21 protein-coding genes are annotated in these 22,144 nt (G+C 72.8%); 14 read left to right on the top strand and 7 right to left on the bottom strand.

The annotated features are described in order from the left end of the window. Positions 1 to 178 precede the first annotated feature (178 nt). The 5 genes from EWV39_RS03460 to EWV39_RS03440 are packed head-to-tail and all read left to right on the top strand — an operon-like array spanning position 179 to position 6,072. Positions 179 to 1,189 (top strand): ABC transporter substrate-binding protein, encoded by a 1,011-nt coding sequence (locus EWV39_RS03460; protein ID WP_129656871.1) that lies wholly within the window; start codon positions 179 to 181, stop codon positions 1,187 to 1,189. Then, complete coding sequence (locus tag EWV39_RS03455; protein ID WP_129656870.1) at positions 1,186 to 3,120, top strand: siderophore-interacting protein; 1,935 nt, start codon at positions 1,186 to 1,188, stop codon at positions 3,118 to 3,120. The genes EWV39_RS03460 and EWV39_RS03455 overlap by 4 nt, the downstream gene beginning before the upstream one ends. Positions 3,121 to 3,140: 20 nt before the next feature. Further along, complete coding sequence (locus EWV39_RS03450; RefSeq protein ID WP_238147987.1) at positions 3,141 to 4,154, top strand: FecCD family ABC transporter permease; 1,014 nt, start codon at positions 3,141 to 3,143, stop codon at positions 4,152 to 4,154. Next, complete coding sequence (locus tag EWV39_RS03445) at positions 4,151 to 5,233, top strand: FecCD family ABC transporter permease (protein ID WP_202864878.1); 1,083 nt, start codon at positions 4,151 to 4,153, stop codon at positions 5,231 to 5,233. Before EWV39_RS03450 ends, EWV39_RS03445 begins: the two co-directional genes overlap by 4 nt. A gap of 50 nt (positions 5,234 to 5,283) precedes the next feature. Further along, on the top strand, positions 5,284 to 6,072 hold the full coding sequence (locus EWV39_RS03440; RefSeq protein WP_129656868.1) for an ABC transporter ATP-binding protein: 789 nt from the start codon (positions 5,284 to 5,286) through the stop codon (positions 6,070 to 6,072). 25 nt (positions 6,073 to 6,097) lie between these two features. On the opposite strand, the gene EWV39_RS03435 is transcribed toward EWV39_RS03440, so the two are convergent. Then, the gene (locus tag EWV39_RS03435) at positions 6,098 to 6,997 is read right to left on the bottom strand and encodes a LysR substrate-binding domain-containing protein (protein ID WP_129656867.1); all 900 of its coding nucleotides are present in this window, start codon (positions 6,995 to 6,997) and stop codon (positions 6,098 to 6,100) included. Between the two features lie 221 nt (positions 6,998 to 7,218). On the opposite strand from EWV39_RS03435, the gene EWV39_RS03430 reads away from it, so the two are divergent. The 3 genes from EWV39_RS03430 to EWV39_RS03420 all read left to right on the top strand — a co-directional run bounded on the left by EWV39_RS03430 (position 7,219) and on the right by EWV39_RS03420 (position 10,310). Further along, the gene (locus EWV39_RS03430) at positions 7,219 to 8,439 is read left to right on the top strand and encodes a thiolase family protein (RefSeq protein WP_129656866.1); all 1,221 of its coding nucleotides are present in this window, start codon (positions 7,219 to 7,221) and stop codon (positions 8,437 to 8,439) included. A gap of 143 nt (positions 8,440 to 8,582) precedes the next feature. Next, on the top strand, positions 8,583 to 9,548 hold the full coding sequence (locus tag EWV39_RS03425) for an EamA family transporter (protein ID WP_202864877.1): 966 nt from the start codon (positions 8,583 to 8,585) through the stop codon (positions 9,546 to 9,548). 96 nt (positions 9,549 to 9,644) lie between these two features. Continuing rightward, on the top strand, positions 9,645 to 10,310 hold the full coding sequence (locus EWV39_RS03420; protein WP_129656865.1) for a hypothetical protein: 666 nt from the start codon (positions 9,645 to 9,647) through the stop codon (positions 10,308 to 10,310). A 130-nt stretch (positions 10,311 to 10,440) separates the two neighbouring features. Here EWV39_RS03420 and EWV39_RS03415 read toward each other — a convergent pair whose 3' ends face one another. Continuing rightward, positions 10,441 to 11,826 (bottom strand): ABC transporter permease, encoded by a 1,386-nt coding sequence (locus tag EWV39_RS03415; protein WP_129656864.1) that lies wholly within the window; start codon positions 11,824 to 11,826, stop codon positions 10,441 to 10,443. A gap of 202 nt (positions 11,827 to 12,028) precedes the next feature. On the opposite strand from EWV39_RS03415, the gene EWV39_RS14210 reads away from it, so the two are divergent. Then, positions 12,029 to 13,720: a sensor histidine kinase gene (locus EWV39_RS14210; protein WP_129656863.1), complete on the top strand. Its 1,692-nt coding sequence runs from the start codon at positions 12,029 to 12,031 to the stop codon at positions 13,718 to 13,720. Continuing rightward, positions 13,717 to 15,564 carry a glycosyltransferase family 2 protein gene (locus EWV39_RS03405; protein WP_129656862.1) on the top strand — a complete coding sequence of 616 codons (1,848 nt, stop codon included), beginning with the start codon at positions 13,717 to 13,719 and terminating at the stop codon, positions 15,562 to 15,564. Before EWV39_RS14210 ends, EWV39_RS03405 begins: the two co-directional genes overlap by 4 nt. Here EWV39_RS03405 and EWV39_RS03400 read toward each other — a convergent pair. Next, positions 15,490 to 15,912 (bottom strand): response regulator transcription factor, encoded by a 423-nt coding sequence (locus EWV39_RS03400; protein ID WP_129656861.1) that lies wholly within the window; start codon positions 15,910 to 15,912, stop codon positions 15,490 to 15,492. The genes EWV39_RS03405 and EWV39_RS03400 overlap by 75 nt on opposite strands. A gap of 286 nt (positions 15,913 to 16,198) precedes the next feature. Between EWV39_RS03400 and EWV39_RS03395 the strand changes: the two genes are divergently transcribed. From EWV39_RS03395 to EWV39_RS03385, 4 genes are all read left to right on the top strand, one after another. Further along, complete coding sequence (locus EWV39_RS03395) at positions 16,199 to 17,086, top strand: SDR family oxidoreductase (RefSeq protein WP_129656860.1); 888 nt, start codon at positions 16,199 to 16,201, stop codon at positions 17,084 to 17,086. Between the two features lie 37 nt (positions 17,087 to 17,123). Continuing rightward, positions 17,124 to 17,282 (top strand): hypothetical protein, encoded by a 159-nt coding sequence (locus EWV39_RS13775; protein WP_165313113.1) that lies wholly within the window; start codon positions 17,124 to 17,126, stop codon positions 17,280 to 17,282. A gap of 161 nt (positions 17,283 to 17,443) precedes the next feature. Beyond that, positions 17,444 to 17,683 carry a type II toxin-antitoxin system VapB family antitoxin gene (locus EWV39_RS03390; protein WP_129656859.1) on the top strand — a complete coding sequence of 80 codons (240 nt, stop codon included), beginning with the start codon at positions 17,444 to 17,446 and terminating at the stop codon, positions 17,681 to 17,683. Then, positions 17,680 to 18,075, top strand: a complete 396-nt coding sequence (locus tag EWV39_RS03385; protein WP_129656858.1) for a type II toxin-antitoxin system VapC family toxin — start codon at positions 17,680 to 17,682, stop codon at positions 18,073 to 18,075. The genes EWV39_RS03390 and EWV39_RS03385 overlap by 4 nt, the downstream gene beginning before the upstream one ends. A 123-nt stretch (positions 18,076 to 18,198) precedes the next feature. Here the strand turns inward: EWV39_RS03385 and EWV39_RS03380 are convergent, their stop codons facing one another. The 4 genes from EWV39_RS03380 to EWV39_RS03365 form a co-directional block, all read right to left on the bottom strand. Then, positions 18,199 to 19,335, bottom strand: coding sequence for a DUF4097 domain-containing protein (locus tag EWV39_RS03380; RefSeq protein WP_238147986.1), 1,137 nt, complete (start codon positions 19,333 to 19,335; stop codon positions 18,199 to 18,201). After that, positions 19,332 to 20,024, bottom strand: a complete 693-nt coding sequence (locus EWV39_RS03375; protein ID WP_129656857.1) for a response regulator transcription factor — start codon at positions 20,022 to 20,024, stop codon at positions 19,332 to 19,334. The genes EWV39_RS03380 and EWV39_RS03375 overlap by 4 nt, the downstream gene beginning before the upstream one ends. Beyond that, entirely contained in the window at positions 20,012 to 21,367 is a 1,356-nt protein-coding gene (locus EWV39_RS03370; RefSeq protein ID WP_129656856.1) for a sensor histidine kinase, read from the bottom strand. Before EWV39_RS03370 ends, EWV39_RS03375 begins: the two co-directional genes overlap by 13 nt. 123 nt (positions 21,368 to 21,490) lie before the next feature. After that, on the bottom strand, positions 21,491 to 22,141 hold the full coding sequence (locus tag EWV39_RS03365) for a hypothetical protein (protein WP_129656855.1): 651 nt from the start codon (positions 22,139 to 22,141) through the stop codon (positions 21,491 to 21,493). Between the last annotated feature and the right edge of the window lie 3 nt (positions 22,142 to 22,144).

Here is a 22,144-nt window from a genome sequence, read left to right as displayed (position 1 = left end):
TGCGTGTGCGCCGAGCGGTCCCGGAACCCGCAACGGGAAGTCACGTGACGGCCCGCCCTGGGAGCGCCAGCTTAGGGCATGCTAACCTATCTTCGCGCGTCGTCATCGCGCGCCGAGATCACAGCGGCGGCCCCGCGAGAGCGGGGTCGGCCGCCGGTTCACCTTTGAGGAATGAAATATGTCTAAATTCTCCACCCTGTCCAAGCTGACAGTGTCGCTGCTGGTCGCATCGACGATCGGCCTGGCCGGATGCTCGCAGGGCGCCGACGAGGCCAGCTCCGACAGCAGCCAGTCCGCCGAGCAGTCGGCCGACCGCACGGTCTCCACCCCCAAGGGCGACGTGACGGTGCCGGGCGACCCGCAGAAGGTCGTCGTGCTGAATTACGCCCTGGCCGGCTACCTCTACGACCTGGACGTCCCCGTGACGAACGTGGTCCCCGAGGACGCGGACGGCGACGGCGAGTTCTCCGACATGTGGGGCGACAAGCCCGAGGAGGACGGCACGGAGTTCCTGCCCTGGAGCACCGAGGGCTTCGACCTGGAGTCCATCATGGCCGCCGAGCCGGACCTGATCATCGCCGGCGGCTGGGGCTTCCCCTACTTCCAGGCCGACGAGATCTACGACGACCTCTCGGACATCGCCCCGACCGTGATGGTGGACAAGGGCTTCGAGACCTGGCAGGACCAGCTGAAGTTCCTGGCCGTGGACACCTTCGGCAAGCAGGACAAGTACGACGAGATGCTGAGCGACTACGACGCCCGCATCGAGGACGTGCGCGGCAACATCGAGGTTCCCCCGCAGCCGACGTCGTTCATCTCCGTGGTGGCCGACGGCACCCCGTACCTGGCCTTCGACAACTCGGCCCTGCCGGAGCTCTTCTCCGACCTCGGCTTCGAGGTCAACCCGCTGACGGAGGAGAACAACCTGGAGCCCTACACCCAGGGCGGGGACATGGCGGAGCTGTCCACCGAGCAGCTCGGTCAGCTCGTAGACTCGGAGACGGTCTTCGTCAACGGGTTCAACGCCGACACGCTCTCGGTGGACGAGCTGAAGGATCGTCCCGTGTGGCAGGACCTGCCCGCGTTCCAGAACGGCCACGCCTACGACCTGCCGTACTGGGCCTCCCGCCACGACTACGACGAGGCGATGGCCCTGCTCGACCAGGTGGAGGAGAACTTCGGCAAATGAGCCACCACCAGCTGATCATCCACCCGCTGATCCTGCGGACCGTCGAGGTGCTCGACGTCGAGGACGTGACCCCGCGCATGCGCCGGGTCCGCCTCGGCGGCGAGCAGCTCCTGGCGGGCTCGCGGGACGGCGCGGAGGCCCCCGCCTTCGCGGCGCCGGGATTCGACGACCACGTCAAGCTCATCTTCGCCGAGAGCGGCCCGGTGAGCGACGTCCTCCCGCGCCAGCTGGAGAACGGGATCGAGTGGACGGACGCGCCCCTGCGCCTGACCCGGGACTACACCCCTCGGTGGGTGGATGCATCGGCCGGAGAGCTCGCGCTCGACTTCGTGATGCACGGAGACGGGCCCGCGGTCGCCTGGGCGGGCTCGGCCCGCCCGGGCGACGAGCTGACCTTCGTGGGCCCCAAGGGGTCCACGGTCTTCCCCGACGGCGTGAGTACTGTGATCATGTTCGGGGACGAGACCGCACTGCCCGCCATCGGCCGCTTCCTCGACGAGCGGCCGACGGCGGCGCCGGCGCACATCGTCGTCTCCCTCGACGACCCGCGGGGCCGCCAGGACCTGAACCTCGGCCCCCGAGACACGATCCACTGGCTCGAGGGGACGGGCGCCGACGGCGAGGGGATCCTTGCCGGGGTGCGCGCCCGCCTGGACGAGCTGGCCGGTGAGAGGGGCCTCGACCCCCTCCTCGGCGAGACCCCCTTCCTGTGGGCCGCGGGCGAGGCGAAGTCCTTGCTGCCGCTGCGCCGCTGGGGCTCCCGGGAGCTCGGCCTGCCCAAGAGCCGCACCAACATCACCGGATACTGGCACCTGCCCAAGGACGAGGGACGGGCCGGCGACGCCGGTGCCGAGCCCTCCCTGCCGGCCTCGCCGGTCGCCTGGTTCGCCCTGGCCGCCGCGGTCCAGACCGGCGCCCTGGAGCCCCTGGCCGAGGCTCCCGCGAGCACGGCCGCGATCGCCGGGGCCGCCGGCGTCGAGCCCGAGGGCCTCGAGGCGCTCCTGCACGTGCTGGGCCAGCACGGCGTCGTGGAGCACCGCCAGTCCGCCGGGCGGGCGGACTGGCGCCTGACCGAGCTCGGCCGGGAGCTGATGGAGGACGAGCACCTCCGCGAGGACTTCGAGCCCGCGGCCTTCGCCCACGTCGCCTCGCTGACCCGCCTGCCCGAGGCCCTGCGCGGTTCCGGCGCAGACGCGGCGGTCAACGCGGAGGGTTCCTCCCCGGATGCCGCCTCCGCGGGGCGCGCCTCGTCGGCTCCCTCGGAACCGGCGGCGCAGCCCTCCTCGGAATCGGCCGCGGGGCACCCCTCTGCGGAGCCTGCCGCCGGGAACGCTCCCGCGGAGGCCCGCCCCTCCGCCTGGACCCTGCACCACGGGCGCACCTTCGCCCGTTCGGCCGAGGAGGACCCGGAGCTGCTGGAGGAGGTCGCCGAGCACGCCGAGGCGCTCGACTACCTGCAGCACGCGGTCTTCGGCAGCCTGGACGCGCTCGGGGCCGGGCGCCTCGCGGTCACCGGCCCCGGAGCCCCCGCCCTGCACCGGCTGCTGGAGGAGCGCGAGGGCGCCCCCGCGGCCTGCCGGCTCGCGGAGTCGCCCTTCGACCGCCCGCTCGAGGCCGACGGCGGCGTCCCCGTCTCCGTCATGTGGCTGCACCTGCTGGACGACGACGCCGCCCTGGCCCACCTGCGCGCCCTCGGCGCCTCCGGGGACCGCGCCATCGTCATCGACTCTCCCCGCCCGGACGAGCTGAGCCCCTCCGCCGCGGAGAAGGCCCTGGTCTCGCTGGCGGTCACCGGCCGCGCCCACCGCACCGACGAGCAGCTCGCCGAGCTGGCCCGCGCGGCCGGCTGGGACGGCGTCGAGATCGACCGCATCGGCTGGGGATTCGTCTCCTGCCGGCTCTCCAGGAGCGCGGGGGCCCCGGCCCGATGACCGCGAGCACGACGACGGACGTGCAGCCGCGCACGCGGTCCCGGACCCTGCTGTGGGCCGGCGTGGTGGCCTCCCTGGCGCTGCTCCTGCTCGTGTGCCTGCTGAGCCTGTTCGTCGGCTCGGGGCAGATCGCCCCCGGCGTCGTCTGGCAGGCGCTGTGGAGCCCCGAGCGGCTGATCGACCACTCCACCATCCGCGACGTGCGGATGCCCCGGACCGTGCTGGCGGTGCTGGTCGGCGCCGCTCTCGGGGTCTCCGGGGCGCTGGCGCAGGCCGTGACCCGCAACCCCCTGGGCGATCCGGGCATCCTCGGCGTCAACGCCGGCGCCGGGCTGGCCATCGCGCTCGGCGTCGCGATCCTGGGCATCACGAGCATCGACCAGTACCTCTGGATCGGCTTCCTCGGGGCGCTGATCGCGGCGGTCATGGTCTACGCCATCGCCGCGCGCGCCCCCGGCGGGATCACGCCGGTGCGGCTGACCCTGGTGGGGGTGGCGCTGAGCGCCGTCTTCCTCGGGGCGAGCCAGTCGCTGGCCCTGCTGCGCCCGCACGTCTTCGACCAGATGCGGTTCTGGGGCGCGGGCAGCCTGGCCGACCGGCCGCCGGGGACCGTCACCACGATCCTGCCGTTCATCGCCGTCGCCCTGGTGATCGGCGTCCTGTGCGCCCGCTCGCTGAACGCGTTGGCGCTGGGGGACGACATCGCCCGCTCCGTGGGCGTGCACGTCGGCGCCCTGCGGGTCGTCGTCGTGGTGGTGGTGACCGTGCTGTGCGGCGCCGCGACCGCCGCCGCCGGGCCCATCTCCTTCATCGGGCTCATGGTCCCGCACGCCGTGAGGTTCCTGACCGGGCCCGACCAGCGCTGGATCCTGATCTTCTCCCTCATCCTGGCGCCGGTGCTGCTGCTCGCCGCCGACATCCTGGGGCGCGTCGTCGTGATCCCCGCCGAGCTGCAGGCCGGCGTCATGACCGCCTTCATCGGCGCGCCCGTGCTCATCGTCCTGGTGCGCCGGGCCGGAAGGAGGAGCCTGTGAGCGCCCCCGCCGTGCACCGCCGCTCCGAGAGCGCCGGAACCTCCCGCGAGCCCCGGTACCTGTCCCTGCGCCTGGGCCGCCTCAGCCGCCGGATCGCGCTGTCCCACCTGGTCACCGCCGCCATCCTCGGCGTCGTCGGGGTGGTCATCCTGTTCACCGCGCTCTCCCTGGGGGACACGATCCTGCCGCTGGACCGCGTCCTGGGGGCCTTCATGCCCGAGGCCAGCCGGCTGGACCACAAGGTCGTGGTCGAGTGGCGGGCGCCCCGGGCCCTGGCCGCGCTCGTCTTCGGGGCCTGCCTGGGCGTCAGCGGCGCCCTGTTCCAATCGCTGACCAGCAACGCGCTGGGCAGCCCCGACATCATCGGGCTGAACACCGGCGCGTACTCCGGGGTGCTGCTGGTGATCACCTTCGGCGGGACCGGGTACCTGGCCTACGCGGCAGGTGCGGTCGCAGGGGGCCTGGTGACCGCCGCGATCATCTACCTGCTCGCCTATTCGCGCGGGCTCCAGGGCTTCCGGCTGATCATCGTGGGCATCGCGGTCTCGGCGATGCTCTCCTCGGCCAACACGTGGTTCATCGTCAAGGCGGACCTCGACCTCGCCCTGCGCGCCGCGGTGTGGGGCGCGGGCACGCTCAACGGGCTGCGCTGGGAGCCGCTGCTGTGGGCCGGCGGGGTGGCGCTCGTCGTCGCACTGCTGCTGCCGTGGCTGAACCGGCGCGTGGGCGGTCTGGAGCTGGGCGACGACACCGCCACCATGCTCGGCGTCCGCGTGGAGAGCTCCAAGCTCGCGCTGGTGGTCATCGGCGTGATCATGACGGCGCTGGTCACGGCGGTCACCGGGCCCATCTCGTTCATCGCCCTCGCCGCTCCCCAGATCGCCCAGCGGATCCGCCCCAACGGCGGCTCGCTGGACCTGCTCGGCTCCGCGCTGATGGGGATGATCCTGCTCGCCGGCGCCGACCTGGTCGCCCAGCACCTGATCCCCGCCGCCTCCGTCCCGGTGGGCGCGGTGACCGTGTGCATCGGCGGCCTCTACCTCGTCTGGCTCCTGATCCGGGAGGGCCGGCGCGCATGAGCCACGCCACGCCCACCCCGCTCACCGGCCGGAACGCACAAGGAGGACCCATGATCGAATCCCCGTCGGAGCGCCTGGTCGGCGACCGGCTGAAGGTCGGCTACAAGGACACGTCCCTGGTGCTCGACGACGTCACGGTCAGCGTGCCCGAGGGCTCCTTCACCGTGATCCTCGGCCCCAACGCCTGCGGGAAGTCGACGATCCTGCGCACGCTGGGCCGGCTGCTCAAGCCGCGCGCCGGCGTCGTGACCCTGGACGGGCAGGACATCGCGCGGATGAAGACCCGCGAGCTCGCCAAGAGCCTCGCCCTGCTGCCGCAGAGCCCCTCCGTGCCGGAGGGTATCTCGGTCCAGAACCTGGTGGCCCGCGGGCGCTTCCCCCACCAGTCGCTCATGAGCCAGTGGAGCCCCGAGGACGAGGGCGCGATCACGGAGGCCATGCGGGTCACCGCGGTGGACCACCTCGCGCACCGCCCGGTGGACACCCTCTCCGGCGGGCAGCGGCAGCGGGTGTGGATCTCGCTGGTCCTGGCGCAGGAGACCGGCCTGCTGCTGCTGGACGAGCCCACCACGTACCTCGACGTCACGCACCAGGTCGAGATCCTGAAGCTGCTGGAGCGGCTGCGCGCCTCGGGGCGGACCGTGGTGGCCGTGCTGCACGAGCTGAACCAGGCGGCGCGCTTCGCGACCGACATGGTGACCATGAAGGACGGGAAGGTCGTGGCCGTGGGGACCCCGGAGGAGATCATTACCGAGGAGAACATGCGGGCGATCTACGGCCTGGAGTCCCGCGTCATCGAGGACCCCGACACCGGGAAACCCGTGGTCCTGCCGCGCTGAGGGCGTTCGCGCCCCGAGGGGCGCCTCACGCGCTCCCGTCCGCCGGGAGGATGCGGCCGGCGATCTCCCAGACCGCGCGGACCGCGGCTGAGTGGTCCTCCCGCCGGGAGACGAGGGCCGCCTCCAGGGGCGGGGGCGGGTCCTCGAGGGGCCGGTAGACGAGCCCCGGCGGCTCGATGTGCTGCACCGAGGAGACCGTGAGGGTGACGCCGACGCCGGCCGCGACGAGGCTCAGGATCGTGTACGAGTCCGGCGCCTCCTGGACGATCTGGGGAGTGAAGCCCGCCTCCACGGCCACCCGCAGCAGCGCCTCCCGGACGCTCGAGCCCTGGACGCCCGGGAAGGTCACGAACGGCTCCCCGGCGAGGTCGGCGACCGCGACCCTCTCCCGCTCCGCCAGGGGATGGTCGGAGGGCAGCGCGACCACCAGCTCCTCGCGGGCGAAGACGATGCTCTGCAGGCCCGGATCCGCGAGGGGGAGCCGGGCGAAGCCGATGTCGAGGCGTCCCGCCGCGATGTCGGCGACGGCGGTCCCGGCGTAGGTCTGCCCCACGAGCACCAACTCGATCCCCGGCTGCTCGGCGCGCACGGCCCGGGCCAGCTCGGGCAGCGCGCCGCGGCTGCTCGCCCCAGTGAAGCCGAGCGTGACCCTCCCGACGATCTCCGAGGGGCCCAGCCTCGCCGAGCGCTTGAGCAGCTCGACGTCGCGCAGTATCCCGCGGGCCGGCTCGAGCAGCGCCGCCCCCGCGTCGCTCAGGGAGACCGAGCGGGTGCTGCGGTGGAAGAGCCGGGTGCCGAGCTCGGTCTCCAGCTGCTTGATCTGCTGGCTGAGCGCGGGCTGGGCCAGGTGGAGCCGCCGCGCGGCCCGCCCGAAGTGGAGCTCCTCGGCGGTCGCCACGAAGCTCTCCAGGTGCCTCAACTCCACGGTTCCTCCTCGGCGCAGTAGCGGACAGGGCTCCCACGCGCCATCCGTCCTCCTCGGAAACGGCCTCTCCGCGACGATTGAAAGGCCCGGAAGAGCCGGCGGATGACGAGGCGAACGCCCATTGATACATCGATCTTATGACAGAGGTCGCTATTGACTATTGGACGCGATCAGCATCCCGTGACAAGTTGTGATGCAGAGGCCGAGGGATGGAGAAACACATGGAGCAGGCATTTCTGGTGGGAGGGGCGCGGACGCCCGTGGGCCGGTACGGGGGAGCGCTTTCCTCGGTGCGGCCGGACGATCTTGCGGCGCTGACCCTCCGCGCCGCCCTGGAGCGGGCCGGGATCGGGGACCCCGGGCTGGTGGAGGAGGTGATCCTCGGCAACGCCAACGGGGCGGGGGAGGAGAACCGCAACGTGGCCCGGATGGCCTGGCTGTTGGCCGGTTACCCCGACTCCGTGCCGGGCCTGACGGTCAACCGCCTGTGCGCCTCGGGCATGTCGGCGATCATGCTCGCCTCGCAGATGGTCCGGGCCGGGGACGCCGACGTCGTCGTGGCCGGCGGCGTCGAGTCGATGTCCCGCGCGCCGTGGGTCATGGAGAAGCCCTCGCGCGCCTTCGCCAAGCCCGGCGAGGTGGTGGACACCTCGATCGGCTGGCGCTTCCCCAACCCCGAGTTCGTCTCGGGGGAGCTCTCCCGGGACGGCAGGATGACGTACTCCATGCCGGAGACGGCCGAGGAGCTCGCGGCGGTGGACGGCATCGCGCGGGAGGACGCCGACGCCTTCGCCGTGCGGTCCCATGAGCGGGCCCTGGCCGCGATGGAGTCGGGGGCGTTCCGCGAGGAGATCGTCCCGGTCGAGGTGAAGGGGCGCAAGGGCGCGGTCCACACGGTGGACGCCGACGAGGGGCCGCGGGCAGGGACCACCGCCGAGGTGCTCGCCGGGCTCAAGCCCGTGGTGCGGCCGGGCGGCGTCGTCACCGCCGGGAACTCCTCCTCGCTGAACGACGGCGCCTCGGCCGTGGTCGTCGCCTCCGGGGCGGCGGTCGAGCGGCTGGGGCTCACGCCGCGGGCGAGGGTCGCGGGGCACGCCGCGGCTGGCGTCGCCCCCGAGATCATGGGCATCGGGCCGGTGCCCGCCACGCGCAGGGCCCTCGAGAAGGCGGGGTGGGGGTTGGACGACCTCGGCGCCGTCGAGCTCAACGAGGCCTTCGCGACGCAGTCGCTCGCCTGCATCCGGCGGCTGGGGCTGGATCCGGGGATCGTGAACCGCGACGGCGGCGCGATCGCGCTGGGGCATCCGCTCGGCTCCTCCGGCTCGCGCATCGCCATCACCCTGATGGGCCGGATGGAGCGCGAGGGGGCGGAGCGCGGGCTGGCCACGATGTGCGTCGGCGTCGGGCAGGGCACCGCGCTGCTGCTGGAGCGGGTCTCCTAGGCCTCACGGGTGGCGGGCGGAAGGGCCCGCGGGGTCCGGCGGGCGTCACGGGAGGACACGTCGGCCGCCCCTTTCGATCGGGCTGCTCCTGCGCGGATAACATCGTCCTGGCCGTCAGGAAGCGGGACGAGGGGAGATGCGGCGTGGGAGCTCGTGGACCGGCCCGGAGGAGCGTGCTCTTCGCGGCGGGCCTGATCGTGGTCGGCTCCGCCGGGATCCAGACCTCCTCGGCGCTCTCGGCCTCGCTGTTCGCCTCGTACGGGGCGCTCGGCACCAGCGCCCTGCGGATGGCGCTGGCCGCCGCGATCCTGCTGGTCGCCGTCCGGCCCTCGCTGCGGGGGCGGAGCCGCTCCGAGTGGGGCGGGATCGTGGTGTACGGCGTCGCGATGGCGGCGATGAACATCAGCCTGTACAACGCGATCCAGCGCCTGCCGCTGGGCATCGCCGTGACCCTGGAGTTCCTGGGGCCCTGCGCCGTCGCGCTCCTGGCCTCGCGGCGGATCAAGGAGGGGGCGTGCGCGGTGCTCTCGCTGGCCGGCGTCGCGCTGATCTCCGCCGGGCCGGGCGGCTACTTCGACCTGTGGGGCTACGTCGCCGCCCTGTGCGCCGCGGCCTTCTTCGGGCTCTACACCCTCTTCGCGGCCAAGGTCGGCAAGGCCGGCTCGGGGCTGGACGGGCTGGCGCTGTCCGTCGCGGCGGGCGGTCTCCTGACCCTGCCGTTCGCGGCGGTCCACGCGCCCCAGGTGTCCCTCCCGCACTGGGGGCTGCTGGCGCTGGCCGCCGTGGTGGGCGTGGCCATCCCGTACTCGGTGGACACCATCGCGGGGCGGATCACCTCGGCGCGGGTCATCGGGACGCTGTTCGCGATCGACCCGGCCATGGGGGCGCTCATCGGGTTCCTCCTCCTCGGCGAGATGATCAGCTGGACCGTGCTGGCCGGCATCGCGGTGGTCGCGCTCGCCGGGGCGCTGCTGGTGTGGGCCTCCGGCGACTCGGGGATCGAGGTCCCGGAGCCACCAGGGGAGGGCTGTGCCGGAACCGAGGGAACGATTCCCGCCGCGACCCCCGCTTCACATTCCACGCCGGCTGTTGACCCGTCGGAGGGATAGTGGAAGTGTCGTAGGACACATCGAGGTCAATGAGCCGGACGTCGAGAGCACGCGATCCGATTGATCGCGCGGCCCCGGCCAGGGAGGTGACCCATCATGGGAACCACGACCACGAAGCTGTCCGTCGCCGGCGCCGCGCTGGCCCTGGCGATCGTCCCCTTCGCGGGAGGCCCGGCGCTGGCCGGGAGCCCCGCGCCGGAGCAGTCGGCCTGCGGGCCCGCCGCCCCTGAGGCGGGGAACTCCCAGCTGCCGAGCATCCCCGACACCTGGACCGGCCAGGGCGTCTGGGAGCGCACGGGGACGCTGGAGGTCGACCACCCGGACTTCGGCCCGCTGGAAATCCGCACGTACTTCCACGTCACGAGCGCCCCCGGGGCCGCTCCGACCACCGGTGACGGCGCCTACGCCGTCTACCAGGACGGCCGCGCGGTGGGCTTCGCCTCCTCCGAGGGGGCCCAGGCCGTCGGCTTCGGCCCGGAGCCGTTGCTGCCCGTGCCCGAGATCGACCTGGGGGACGGCGGGAACGTGGACATCCACGGCAACGTCTACCTCGCCGGGGGCGGTCTGACGGTTCTCACCCCCACCGAGTCCGGCTACGACTCGCGAGGCACCCTGCCCTCCGCGGACGGCTCCTCGCCCTTCGCCACGGCCCAGTCCGTGACGGCGGACCCGGAGACCGGCGAGCCTCGCATCCGCGTGCAGGACGGCCCGGGCGAGACCACCGACTACGTCTGGGTGGACGGCGGCTTCCAGCCGGCCTGATCCACCGCCGCCGGACGAGGCGGGCCGAGCGCCCGTCGGCGTGCCGGCGAACTCCCACCATGACGTGCCGCCGCGCGCTCCCCACGGGCGCGCGGCGGCACGTCGTGGGACGGGCCCGGGGCGGGGCAGCCTAGCCGCGTGCGGCGTCGTCCCCGGACCGGGGCTCGCCGGACCGGGCTTCCCCGGGGCGGGCGTCGCTGGGCCGGGTCAGCTCCTGCTCCAGCGGACCGCCCAGCGCCCACATGCTGGTCGTGTCCGTGTCCCCCGAGGCGGGCGAGCCCGAGGGCGGGGTCTCGGGTGCGGAGAGCGCCCGGTTCTGCTGGACGATGATGCCGCCGGTGGTGGCCTTGAGCCCGAAGTCGTCCAGGATCGCCTCGCGGTCCCGCTCGTGCTGCCGGCCGCTGGCGCGCTGGGCGTCCTGCATCATCGTCGTCTTGCCCTGCAGCATCCGGCGCACCCGCTGCCACTCCCAGTAGCGCTTGCCCACCAGGGTCAGCAGGATCCCGACGACGGCGTAGCAGGCCAGCATGATCCACCCGCGCGAGTAGCCGGGCCCGACGTCGTACAGCAGCCGCTTGAGCATCTCCGTGATCCCCGAGCCCACCACCACGTGGTTGAGCGCCCGGAACGGCTCGGGCATGAACCACTCCGGGAACGCCGCGCCCGAGGCGGGGATCGAGAGGAAGATGAAGACCGTCATGGCCGGTGCGGCGATGAACCGGCCGCAGAAGTAGCTCAGCCCGTTCACGGCCAGCCCGATCGCCAGCGCCCACATCCAGCCCAGGCCCCACAACTGCCAGAAGTGCCCTTCGATCGCGCCCAGGACGGGGGAGGCCAGGAAGCAGGTGATGAAGGAGAGGATGAAGCTGACCACCACGATCACCGCGAGCCGGGTGCGCCGCCGCAGCGGCCCTCCCATCAGCCCGATGAACATGGCCGCGAGATAGCCCGAGATGCACCACGCCAGCATGAGGTACATGGGGGTCATGCCGACGTCTCCGGTCGGCAGCGGCGCGACGTCGGACTTCTGCGGCGGCTGGTCCGGGTTCAGCAGCGGCCCGAGGGCGGCCGGGATGAGGTTCGCGGCCTGCGCCTGGTGCGCCGAGGCCACGATCAGCGCGTTGCCCTCGACGTCGTAGGCGGCCGCGATCTCCCCGGAGCGCACCTGCTCCTGCGCCGCGTCCCCGTCCTTGACGGACACGAAGGACCACGCCCCGGGGGCGGCCTCGTCCGCCACGTCCTGGTACTGCTCGACGGCGTTCGCCTGGCCGACCACCCCGATGGGCACCTCGCGCGGCGCCGTGCTCTGGAACGCGCCCACGTAGCAGAGGACGAACATGACCGCCATGAACAGCGGCATCCAGAGCTGGAGGAACACCAGCTGCAGGGAGGGGTTCAGCGAGGAGAACCATCGCCGGTACGCGGACTTCTCCGGCGGGACCGCGTGGATGCGGCGGGGGTCCACGTTGGTGGCCCCGCGGCGGGACGAGTGCTGGGGGTGTGCGTTTTTTGCCATCGTTTCTCAGGGTACGCCTGTCCTCCCGAGCCGGGACTCCCACTCCCACGGCGGGAGCAGGACGACGTGGCGCCGCAGGCCAGAGTCCGCGTCGTACCCGCGTTGGGAGGCCCCGAGACGTATATCATCGGTATCGCCTACCGGCCGGTACACCGCTCGGTATCCGAGGTTTCCGAGCACGGCGGGCGGTACAGCGATGGCGATGACGGCGAGTCGCAGCACCGGCGCGGGCCGGCGCTGGTGGCGCACCGAGACGATCGCCCAGAACGCCCGCCTGCGCGTCGTCGTCCCCGAGTGCCTCTTCACGCTGCTGCTCATGATGGCGGTCATCGCGTACGTCGCGACCCTGGAGCTGGACATCCGGCACGGGTTCCTGTGGAGCGGCGTCGTGCTCTGCCTGGCGATCACCGCGCTCGCCGTCGCGCTGCCGTGGGACCGGGCGGCGCCCGGCTGGATCGCGCTGCTGCCGGTCGCGGACATGGTCTCCATCGCGCTGCTCCGGATCGGGCTGCTGCCCGACGGCGTCTCGCTCTCGCTCCTGCTCTTCGCCCCGGCCATCTGGCTCGTCCTGCTGCTGCAGCGGCGCGGGGTGGTCCTCGCGGCGGTGGTCTCGCTGCTGGCGGTCTCACTGCCCTCCCTGTTCTACATCCCGCCCTACCTCACGCTCGGCGGGGTCGTGCGGAACTCGCTGCTGCCGCTGGCCGTGCTCCTCATCTCCTGGCTCGCGCTGCTGCTGTACCAGCGCCTCGAGCAGAACCTGAACCGGCTGGTCACCGCGCAGCGGCAGAAGGAGCGGCTGCACCGGATCGCCCGGACTCAGGCCCGCCTGCTGACCGGCGTGGGGGAGAACCTCAACGTGGGGGTCCTCGTGCTCGACGTCGAGGGCAACGACGTCCTCTACAACCGGGCCCAGCGCAGCTTCCACTCGCTGGTCTCCCCGCCCTCGAACCCGGACAGGACCGAGGCGGGCCACTACGTCTACCGGGCCGACGGGCGGACGTCGATGCCGGTGGAGGAGCGTCCCGCGCACCGGGCCGCCCGGGGGGAGGTCTTCGAGAACGTGACCGTGGTGGCGGGGCCGCCCGACTCCCGGCAGCGGACGCTGTCCGTCTCGGCGCGGCACGTGCTCAACGGCCAGGGAGAGCACGAGGCCACGGTGCTGATCTTCCAGGACGTGACCGAGCTCCAGGAGGCCGTCCGCGAGCGGGACCGGTTCGTCGCCACGGTCTCCCACGAGCTGCGGACCCCGCTCACCTCGATCATCGGCTACACCGACCTGGCGCTGGACGAGGCCGAGGAGGATCCGCTGCTCGCCGAGTACCTCGACGTCGTGCTCCGGAACTCCCGGCACCTGCGCACCCTGGTGGAGGAGCTGCTGCTGGAGCAGCAGACGCGGGTCGGCCGCACCGAGCGGCACCTGGAGCCCACGGATCTGAGCGAGCTGGTCGAGCGGGCGGTGGAGTCCCAGCAGCCGCAGGCCGCGGAGAAGGGGCAGACGCTCAGCGCGGTGATCGAGGGACCGGCGCCGGCGATCCCGCTCGAGCGCTCCCGGATCATGCAGGTGCTCATCAACCTCATCGCCAACGCCGTGAAGTACACGCAGGAGGGCGGACGGATCACGGTGTCCACCTCCGTCACCCCCGGCTCGGTGGGCTTCACGGTCACCGACGACGGCCCCGGCATGGAGGCCGAGGACGGCGAGCGGATCTTCTCGCCGTTCTACCGCACGCGGGCGGCGACGGCGGGCGGCCTCCCCGGGGCGGGCATCGGCCTGGCCCTGAGCCGGAGCATCGTCGAGGCCCACGAGGGGCGCATCTCCGTGCGGACCGCCCCCGGCGAGGGCACCAGCATCTGCGTCAGCTTTCCGATCCCGGCAGCGGAGGGGACCCCATGAGAACGGCTCGTCACAGGCGACAGCCCCCACCCCGGGTAGGGCCCGCGGCCTTCGCGTGCGCGGTGCTCTACGGCGTCGCGGCGTCCTTCGTCTTCTGCTTCTCGGGCACCTTCGGCAGCTACGGCGAGCACCCGTGGCACGACGCGCTGCTGATCCTCGTGACGATCACGGCCGCCGTCGCGCTGACCTACATCACCCTCCTGCTGCGGGTCTACACGCTGCGGCCCTCCACGCGCGGCGGCGACCCCGAGTCCTTCAGCTGGCACCTGATGATCCCGTGCCGGGACGAGGAGAGCGTCATCGCCGCGACCGTCTCGGCGGCCCGTACCAGCTTCCCGAACTGCCACGTGTGGGTCATCGACGATGACAGCGAGGACTCCACCGCCCGGATCGTCCGGGACCTGATGGACTTCGACGATCGCATCCACCTGGTCTCCCGGGTCCGGCCGGACGCACGCACCGGCAAGGGCGACGCGCTGAACGCCGCCTTCCAGCGCGTGGCCGAGTACGTCGGGCCCGACCCCGAGGCACGACGCCGCGCCCTCGTCGGGGTCCTCGACGCGGACGGCTACCTCTCGGACAACACGCTGGAGCTGCTCTCTGGCCCCGACGCCTTCGGCGACGGAGGGATCGGCGCGGTGCAGATCGAGGTGTGGATGAAGAACCGGAACGACCGCAGGCCGCGGCCGCAGTCCGGGGCCTACCTCAACGCCCTGGGCCGGTACCTGGTCCGCATGCAGGACATGGAGTTCCGCACCTCCAACTCCGCGATGCAGCTGCTGCGCGTGCAGACCGGCACCGTCGGCATGGGCGGCAACGGCCAGTTCACCCGGCTCAGCGTCCTGGAGGACCTCGCCGAGGCGCACGAGCATCCCTGGGGCAGGAGCCTGAGCGAGGACTACGAGCTGGGGCTGAACATCCTCTCCCTCGGGCACGTCAACCACTACGTGCGGGAGGCCTACGTCTCGCAGGAGGCGCTGCCCTACTTCAAGCGCCTCATCACCCAGCGCACCCGGTGGGCCCAGGGGATCATGCAGTGCTCCGCCCTGCTGCCCTCGCTGCGGCGCAGCAGGGCGCTGAGGCCCTCCGGATCCGCGGAGATCCACTACTTCATGACGCTGCCGTGGATCATGATCATGAACCTCGCCTTCGTCCCGTGGCTGCTCTACCTGGCGGTCACCAGCGGCCAGGCGGGATTCCTGGGCGGGACGAGCACGATCCTGGTCGCGGCGGCCGGGATGGTCTTCCTGGTGCTGCCCTACGCGCTGTGGGGGCCGCTGTACCGGCGCTGGGGCCGCGAGCGGGTCGGCTGGGCGGCGTCGTGCCTGCTCGGCCTGGGATACCTGCTGTACGTCTACTTCACGTACCTGTACTACCCGCGCGCGATCGGCCGGATGCTCACCAAGCGCACCTCCTGGGCCAAGACCGCGCGGAACGCCGACGGCCTGCAGACGGTCCCGGCCCCCGGGCTGGCGCCGGCCCTGCGGGTCGAGCACCTGCTCGCGCTGGATCCGCGGGTCCTGGCGGAGCTCGCCGAGGACCTGGAGAGCGAGGCCTACGCCCGCGAGGTGGTCGCGGCCTTCGTCCTGCGCTGGCCGGCCCGCCTGGCCCACCTGCGCGAGGCCGTGGCGGCGGAGACCCGGGTGCGCGCCCTGGACGCGATCGCGAGTATCCGCGTCTCCTCGACCATGGTCGGCGCCCTTCAGCTGGAGGGCGCGGCCCGGACGGTCACGGAGCTGCTGCAGGCCGGGGACTACGACGCCGCGCGCTCACTCATGCCCGCCCTGGAGGGTGTCGGGGAGCGCACCATCGCCGCGATCCGCGCCGAGTATCTCGGCGATTGAGGCCCGCAGCTCGCGGGGCCGGAACGGCTTGGTCAGGTAGGCGTCCGCTCCCGCGGCCAGGCCCGCGGCCCGGTCCGCGTCGGTGGAGCGGGCGCTGATCATCACGATCAGGCCGCCGAACTCCGGGCGGATCCGCCGGACCACCTCGTAGCCGTCGATGTCCGGCAGTCCCACGTCCACGGTGATGATCGCGGTCCCGGCGCCGGCCTCACGCGCCGCCTCCAGTCCCGTCGCGCCGTCGACCGCGCTGCCGACCTCGAAGCCGCTCTGCTGGAGGACGATCTCCAGGAGGCGGCGGATGTCGTCGTCGTCCTCGATGATGAGGGCGGTGGGGGTCTCGGCGGCCATGGCTGTCCTTCGCGTCGTCGGTCTGGGTGCAGTCATCACATCGTAGGTGACGCCGTGCTTCCGACCGTGATGTTTCGCCGCCCGCTCGGGACCGCGGAAAACTGGCCTGACTAGGAGCGTCGGGGAAGGGCACTGGGTGCTGCCGCGGGTCCCGGAGCGCGCCGCGCAGCGCCCGCTTTTGGGCTCACAGCCGAAAGCCTCGACATCGGCCGGCGGTCCCTCACTAATCTGGCAGTACATCGGGCGGGGACCTCCCCCGCCCGCCCCTACCGGAGAGGACAGCGATATGAGTGACACTCTCAAGGACCCCCGCAGCAAGTACGAGAGCATCGAGCCGCCCGAGCAGACCCAGTCCGAGCCCGGCCTGGACCGGGACCTCGAGCCGCTGGCCGACCTCGGGACCAACAGCTACAGCGGCAGCGGCCGGCTGGCCGGCCGGAAGGCCCTGATCACCGGCGGCGACTCCGGGATCGGCGCGGCGGTGGCCATCGCCTTCGCCCGGGAGGGGGCCGACGTCGCCATCGCCTACCTCCCGGCCGAGCAGCCCGACGCCGACCGCGTCGCCGAGGAGATCGAGCGCGCGGGCGTGAAGTCCCTCCAGCTCCCCGGCGACCTGCAGGAGCTGGCGCAGTGCGAGGACGTCGTGGCGAAGACGGTGGAGGCCTTCGGCGGCCTGGACGTGCTGGTCAACAACGCCAGCCGCCAGGTGTGGCACGAGAAGCTCGAGGACATCGAGGACGAGCAGTTCGACACCACCATGAAGTCGAACATCTACTCCTCGTTCCGCGTGACCAAGGCGGCCCTGCCCCACCTGGAGCCGGGCTCCTCGATCATCTTCACGTCCTCGATCCAGGCCTACGAGCCCTCCGAGACGTTGCTGGACTACGCCATGACCAAGGCCGCGCTGAACAACCTCAGCAAGGGCCTGGCCCAGGCGCTGGCCCCGCGCGGCATCCGGGTCAACGCGGTGGCCCCCGGCCCGATCTGGACCCCGCTCCAGCCGAGCCACGGCCAGCCGCAGGAGAAGCTCACCCAGTTCGGCCAGGGCGGCCCGCTGGGCCGCGCCGGCCAGCCGGCGGAGCTCGCCGGGGCCTACGTGTTCCTGGCCTCCGAGGACGCCTCCTACGTCGCGGGGGAGACCCTCGGCGTGACCGGCGGCAGCCCGACGCCGTAGCCGCCCGCAGACCCACCACGACCACGAGGAGGTCGCCATGTCAGATCAGGACAAGCTCGAGAAGAACGCGTCCGAGGAGGAGCCCGGCCAGGGCGAGACCACCCAGGAGGCCGGCGCCAGCCGCAAGGACGACGGGAAGGACTCCGGTCAGGAGGGCTCCTCCGGCCGGAAGGGCTCCGGCTCCTCCGGGGACTGAGCCCGCCGTCCGCACGCAGGGGACCCGCCCTTCCCGAGGCTTCGGCCCGGGAGGGGCGGGTCCTTCCTGCATGCGGGCCCTCGGGGCCCGCGGGTGCCGGCCCGTGCCTCTGCCTCTTCGAAAGGTATAATGGTACCTACAGAGAGTAGATAGGTACCATCATGGCGCTCAACATCAAGGACGAACGGGTCCACGAGCAGGTCAGGGAGCTGGCCTCCGAGCTCTCCGTCTCGCAGGCGGAGATCGTGAGGAAGGCGGTGGCCGAGCTGTACCGCCGGGAGCATCGCGCCGATCAGCTGGAGCGCATCGAGCGCTTGGCATCCGCCATCGCCGCGAGCGTCCCCGCCGGCGAGGAGCTGAGCGATGAGGTGCTCTACGACGAGGACGGGCTCCCCGCATGATCGTGGACACTTCGGCCGTCATCGCGATCATCAGGGACGAGGGGGATCGGGAAGCCTACGTGCAGGCCCTCCTGGACGACTCTTCCCCCAAGATGGCCTCGCCGACCTACCTGGAATGCTGCATCGTGATCCAGCGGCTGGGGGACCCCGTCGCGGAGAGGAGGCTCGAGGAGCTGCTGCAGGCGCTCGGCGTCGAGGTCGTCCCGTTCACCCTCCCCGATGCGGAGACGGCGCGCCGGGCGTACCGGGACTTCGGCAAGGGGACGGGACACCCCGCTCAGCTCAACTACGGGGACTGCATCTCCTACGCAACGGCGGTCAACCGGCGTGAGCCGCTTCTGTGGAAGGGTGAGGACTTCGGGCACACGGGGGTCGCCGCGGCGCTGGGCTGAGGCCACGCGCCCAGGGGGTGCCGGCGCGGGAGCGCCCGGCCCTCCCGAGGGGGGAGCGCCGGGCGCCGAACGGCCGCCGACGGCGTCGAGACCTCCCGCAGGGGCCTCGCCGCCGTCTGCCGGTCACCTGCCGGGCCGCAGCGTCACGTCCCCGGCGGAGAGCTCGCCGGAGACCGTCGCGGCCGCCGTCGAGCCGCCGCTGTCCAGCTGATTGTCCAGGGAGCCGGCGGAGCGGCCCACGGCGACCCGGTAGGGCTCGTCCGGCAGGGTGAGGTCCAGGGCCCCCGCGCTCACGTCGAACTCGACGCTCGACGGCGCGTCCCCGGTCAGCTCGGCGTCGATGCGCCCCGCGGAGACGTCGAACCGGCCCTCCTCGACGCCGCTCAGGTCGAGGTCCGCCCGCCCGGCTTCGATCCCGGCATCGAGCGTGCGCGCCGAGCCGGTGACGGTCAGGACGCCGGCGTCGACGGAGGTCTCGAGACCGGCGAAGGAGCCGTCGGCCCGCAGCTCGCCGGAGTCGAGGGAGAGCTCGGCGTTGAGCGAGCCGTCGTCGAGCTCGCGGGGCAGGGTCAGCACGGCGTCCTCCTGCTCGCGGTGGCACCACATGATGCACCAGTCGCCGCGCTTGCCCACCGACAGCTCGCCGCCCTCGCGCTCCATCCACCAGCCGTTCCGGGCGCCGTTCCTGACCTCCAGGACCGCATGGTCGACGTCGCCGAAGGCCACGGTCATGGAGGCGGCCTCGGCGTCCACGTCCAGATCGGTGAGGCCGCCGGCGTCCGCCGTCTCCACGGTGTCCTCGCGGTTGACCGCGCCGAACGCGGCCCACGCCTCGGAGCCACCCGAGCCGATCAGCGCGATCCCGCCGACCACGGCCGTCAGCACGCCGATCACGACGCCGTACCCGGTGCGCCGCGGCAGCAGCGGGGAGCGGGGCTCCGGCGAGGGCCGCCGCGCCTGCGGCTGGTCCCACGGGACCTCCTCCCGGTGGCGTCCGGAGGGGGCGCCGGAGTCAGCGGGGCCGGATGCGCCGTCCGGGCCCGCGGCACCGCCGGCGGGGGCTCCGCCTCCGGGAGCGGCCCCCGTCCCGGAGCCGGGGACGTACCCGGCTCCGCGGCCGGCCTCGACCGCGCCCTCGGAGGCCTCCCCCGCCTCGTCCGGGCGCTGCGTCTCGCCAGGGTACTCGTATCCGTCCTGCCCCTCCGCGCCCTCGCGGCGCCCGGGGCGGCCCGGCTGGTTCTCGTGGTCCGGGGTGCTCATCGGATGGTCCCTCCTCGGCCGTGCTCGGCGGACTGCGAGCCGGTGGTGCTTTCGATGTGGGCGAGCGCGGCCAGGACGCGGCGGTTGCCGGATTCGTCCTGCTCGAGCCCGAGCTTCTGGAAGATGGCGGTGATGTGCTTCTCGATGCTCGCCTCGGAGAGGAAGAGCAGCGCGGCGATCGCGTGGTTGGACTTGCCCTCGGCCAGCGCGGCCAGCACGGTGCGCTCGCGCTCCGTGAGGCGCTTCAGCAGGTCGTCCTCGTCGCGGCGGGTCAGCAGCTGCGTCACGACCTCCGGATCCAGCACGGTGGTCCCCGCGGCGATCCGGTCGACGGCGTCGAGGAACTCGGAGACGTCCGCGACCCGGTCCTTCAGCAGGTAGCCGAGCGAGCCGCCGTGGGCGGTGATCAGCTCGGTCGCGTAGCGCTCCTCGACGTACTGGGAGAGCACCAGCAGCGGCAGGTCGGGGCGGCGGGACCGCAGCTCCAGTGCCGCCCGGACGCCCTCGTCGGTGTAGGTGGGCGGGAGGCGGACGTCGAGGACGCACAGCTCGGGGGCGGCCTCGGCGACGGAGCGGACGACGTCGGAGGCGTCCGGCAGCGCCGCGACCACCTCGTGGCCGGACTGCTCCAGCAGCCGCACGAGCCCCTCGCGCAGCAGGACCGAGTCCTCGCAGATCAGGATGCGCACGGCACGCTCACCTCCAGCGCGGTGGGACCGCCCTGCGGGCTGTCCAGGCGGACGATCCCGCGGGCTCCGCGGACGCGGTGGATGATGCCGTCCAGGCCGCCGCCGGGCAGCACCCGGGCGCCGCCGACGCCGTCGTCCTCGACCCGGGCCCACAGGGCCCCGTCGGGCCGCAGCCGCACGGTGACCCGGCAGGAGCCGGCCCGGGAGTGCTTGGCCGCGTTGGTCAGCGACTCGGCGATCGCGAAGTACACCGCCGACTCGGCCTCGCGCCCGCAGCGGCCGTCCATGCGCACGTCCAGGTGGACGGGGATGTGGGAGCGGCCTGCCAGGGCGGAGAGGGCGGCGTCGAGCCCGCGGTCGTCCAGCACGGAGGCGTGGATGCCGCGCGCCAGCTGGCGCAGCTCGGTGATCGCGGCCTTGGTGGAGGTGTGCGCCTCGCCGATGAGCTCCTTGGCGCCCTGAGGGTCCTCCTCGATCTTCCGCTGGGCCAGCCCCAGGGTCATGCCGACCGAGACGAGGCGGGGCTGCACGCCGTCGTGCAGGTCGCGCTCGATCCGGGTGCGCTCGACGTCGGCGGCCCGGACGGCGCCCTCCCGCTGCTCGGCGGAGGCCCTGGCCCGCTCGGTCAGCTCGATCTCGCGGACCGGCGCGAAGATCAGGGCGACCGCGACGACGCGGTGCAGCAGCGTCAGCCCGAGGATCCCCGCCAGCGCGAGGACCACGGTCAGCGCGCCGATCCACGGCGCCTGTGCGGCCGGGATCGTGATCTCGAAGGGGCCGGGGACGGTCTCGGCGGTGCCCAGCGGCGCGAAGGCGATGACGGCGGCGCCGACCAGCTGCTGGAAGAACCAGATGACCGCCATGCCCATGACGGAGGCGAGCGCGAAGTTCACCAGCGCGCGCCACATCCTGCCGTCGATGAACTGGTGCCAGAGCATCAGCAGGAAGCCGCCGAAGCCGGGGCGGACGCGTCGGCGCCGCTCCAGGGGCGGGGTCTCGAGGGCGTACAGCGAGTCGACGCGGGCCACCTCGAACCACCCGACGCCGAAGAGCACGTAGACCAGGCCGACCAGCAGCACCAGCCCGATCCCGAGCACCACGATCAGGCCGAGGCCCGCGGCCACGAGAGCGCTGACGACGCCGAAGACGACGGGGCCGATCGCGCCCAGGCCCGCCAGGTGCAGGAGGGTCAGGAGGATGCGGGGGCGCGGCTGGGGCGCGGGGCCCCCGGCGGGGGTGCCGGAGGCCGGCGAGGAGGGGCGGCCCGGGATGGGCGGCTGCGGTCCGGAGGGTGCCGGGCCCGCCGCTCCCCGTGGCGGTGCGGAGGGGTTCTCTGAGGTCATGCTTCTAAGCTAGAGGGCTCCGGGCCGCTCCGGAACGGAGGAACTCGTAGGAGGCGGTTCGGGAAAACCCGAAAAGCCGCTGGTCGGCGGGAGGAGGCAGCCCCGGCGTCGTCCTCGGGGGAGTCAGGTCAGGGTGAGGTAACCGGCCCCGATCGCCCCGCCGATGAGGGTCCCGACGACGAGCTCCGCCGTGGTGTGCCGCCGCTGGGCCCAGCGCGACCACCACACGGTCGCGTGCACGGGGATCGTGGCGAGCAGCCACCACGGCCCGAACAGGCCGGGGATCAGCACGGCGAAGAGCGCGCTCATGCCGGCGTGCGCGCTGGCCTTGAGCCGGAAGTTGACCAGCGCGATGGCGAGGATCGCCACGAGCATCGCCAGGATGAGGGCCTTCACCTCGGGTGCGCTCGGGGTGAGCAGCAGCACCGCGGCGCCGGCCGCGATCGAGAGCAGCGAGATGCCGTAGAAGCCGTACCGCTGCCGCCGGTGGTAGATGAACTTGTCCGTGGTGCGGCCGGTGCGCGCGAACCACAGCGAGAGCGCCAGCGGGATCCCGACGACGCTGACCAGCCCCACGGCCGCCTGCCAGAGCCAGTGCCCGGTGCTCGCCAGCGGCACGGCGAGCAGGAGGATCCCGGCGAGGACGAAGGGGGAGAATACCTCCTTCCCGCAGAAGCGGGCGAGGCGGTCGAGACGGCTGGGACGGTTCTGCACGGGGCTCTCCGGGGTGGGAGGGATGGGACGGCTCGGGGCGGAGGGGCGCTGGGACTCCATCGG

Source organism: Rothia halotolerans, assembly GCF_004136635.1.
In the GTDB taxonomy this organism is placed as follows: Bacteria; Actinomycetota; Actinomycetes; order Actinomycetales; family Micrococcaceae; genus Rothia; species Rothia halotolerans.
Note: the sequence above shows the minus strand (reverse complement) of the source record. Positions and strands in the feature narration are given on the sequence as shown.

Coding starts and splice junctions, on each gene's coding strand:
- EWV39_RS03460 (WP_129656871.1), top strand. CDS start 179: ATGTCTAAATTCTCCACCCTGTCCAAGCTGACAGTGTCGCTGCTGGTC.
- EWV39_RS03455 (WP_129656870.1), top strand. CDS start 1,186: ATGAGCCACCACCAGCTGATCATCCACCCGCTGATCCTGCGGACCGTC.
- EWV39_RS03440 (WP_129656868.1), top strand. CDS start 5,284: ATGATCGAATCCCCGTCGGAGCGCCTGGTCGGCGACCGGCTGAAGGTC.
- EWV39_RS03430 (WP_129656866.1), top strand. CDS start 7,219: ATGGAGCAGGCATTTCTGGTGGGAGGGGCGCGGACGCCCGTGGGCCGG.
- EWV39_RS03420 (WP_129656865.1), top strand. CDS start 9,645: ATGGGAACCACGACCACGAAGCTGTCCGTCGCCGGCGCCGCGCTGGCC.
- EWV39_RS03415 (WP_129656864.1), bottom strand. CDS start 11,826: ATGGCAAAAAACGCACACCCCCAGCACTCGTCCCGCCGCGGGGCCACC.
- EWV39_RS14210 (WP_129656863.1), top strand. CDS start 12,029: ATGACGGCGAGTCGCAGCACCGGCGCGGGCCGGCGCTGGTGGCGCACC.
- EWV39_RS03405 (WP_129656862.1), top strand. CDS start 13,717: ATGAGAACGGCTCGTCACAGGCGACAGCCCCCACCCCGGGTAGGGCCC.
- EWV39_RS03400 (WP_129656861.1), bottom strand. CDS start 15,912: ATGGCCGCCGAGACCCCCACCGCCCTCATCATCGAGGACGACGACGAC.
- EWV39_RS03395 (WP_129656860.1), top strand. CDS start 16,199: ATGAGTGACACTCTCAAGGACCCCCGCAGCAAGTACGAGAGCATCGAG.
- EWV39_RS13775 (WP_165313113.1), top strand. CDS start 17,124: ATGTCAGATCAGGACAAGCTCGAGAAGAACGCGTCCGAGGAGGAGCCC.
- EWV39_RS03390 (WP_129656859.1), top strand. CDS start 17,444: ATGGCGCTCAACATCAAGGACGAACGGGTCCACGAGCAGGTCAGGGAG.
- EWV39_RS03385 (WP_129656858.1), top strand. CDS start 17,680: ATGATCGTGGACACTTCGGCCGTCATCGCGATCATCAGGGACGAGGGG.
- EWV39_RS03380 (WP_238147986.1), bottom strand. CDS start 19,335: ATGAGCACCCCGGACCACGAGAACCAGCCGGGCCGCCCCGGGCGCCGC.
- EWV39_RS03370 (WP_129656856.1), bottom strand. CDS start 21,367: ATGACCTCAGAGAACCCCTCCGCACCGCCACGGGGAGCGGCGGGCCCG.
- EWV39_RS03365 (WP_129656855.1), bottom strand. CDS start 22,141: ATGGAGTCCCAGCGCCCCTCCGCCCCGAGCCGTCCCATCCCTCCCACC.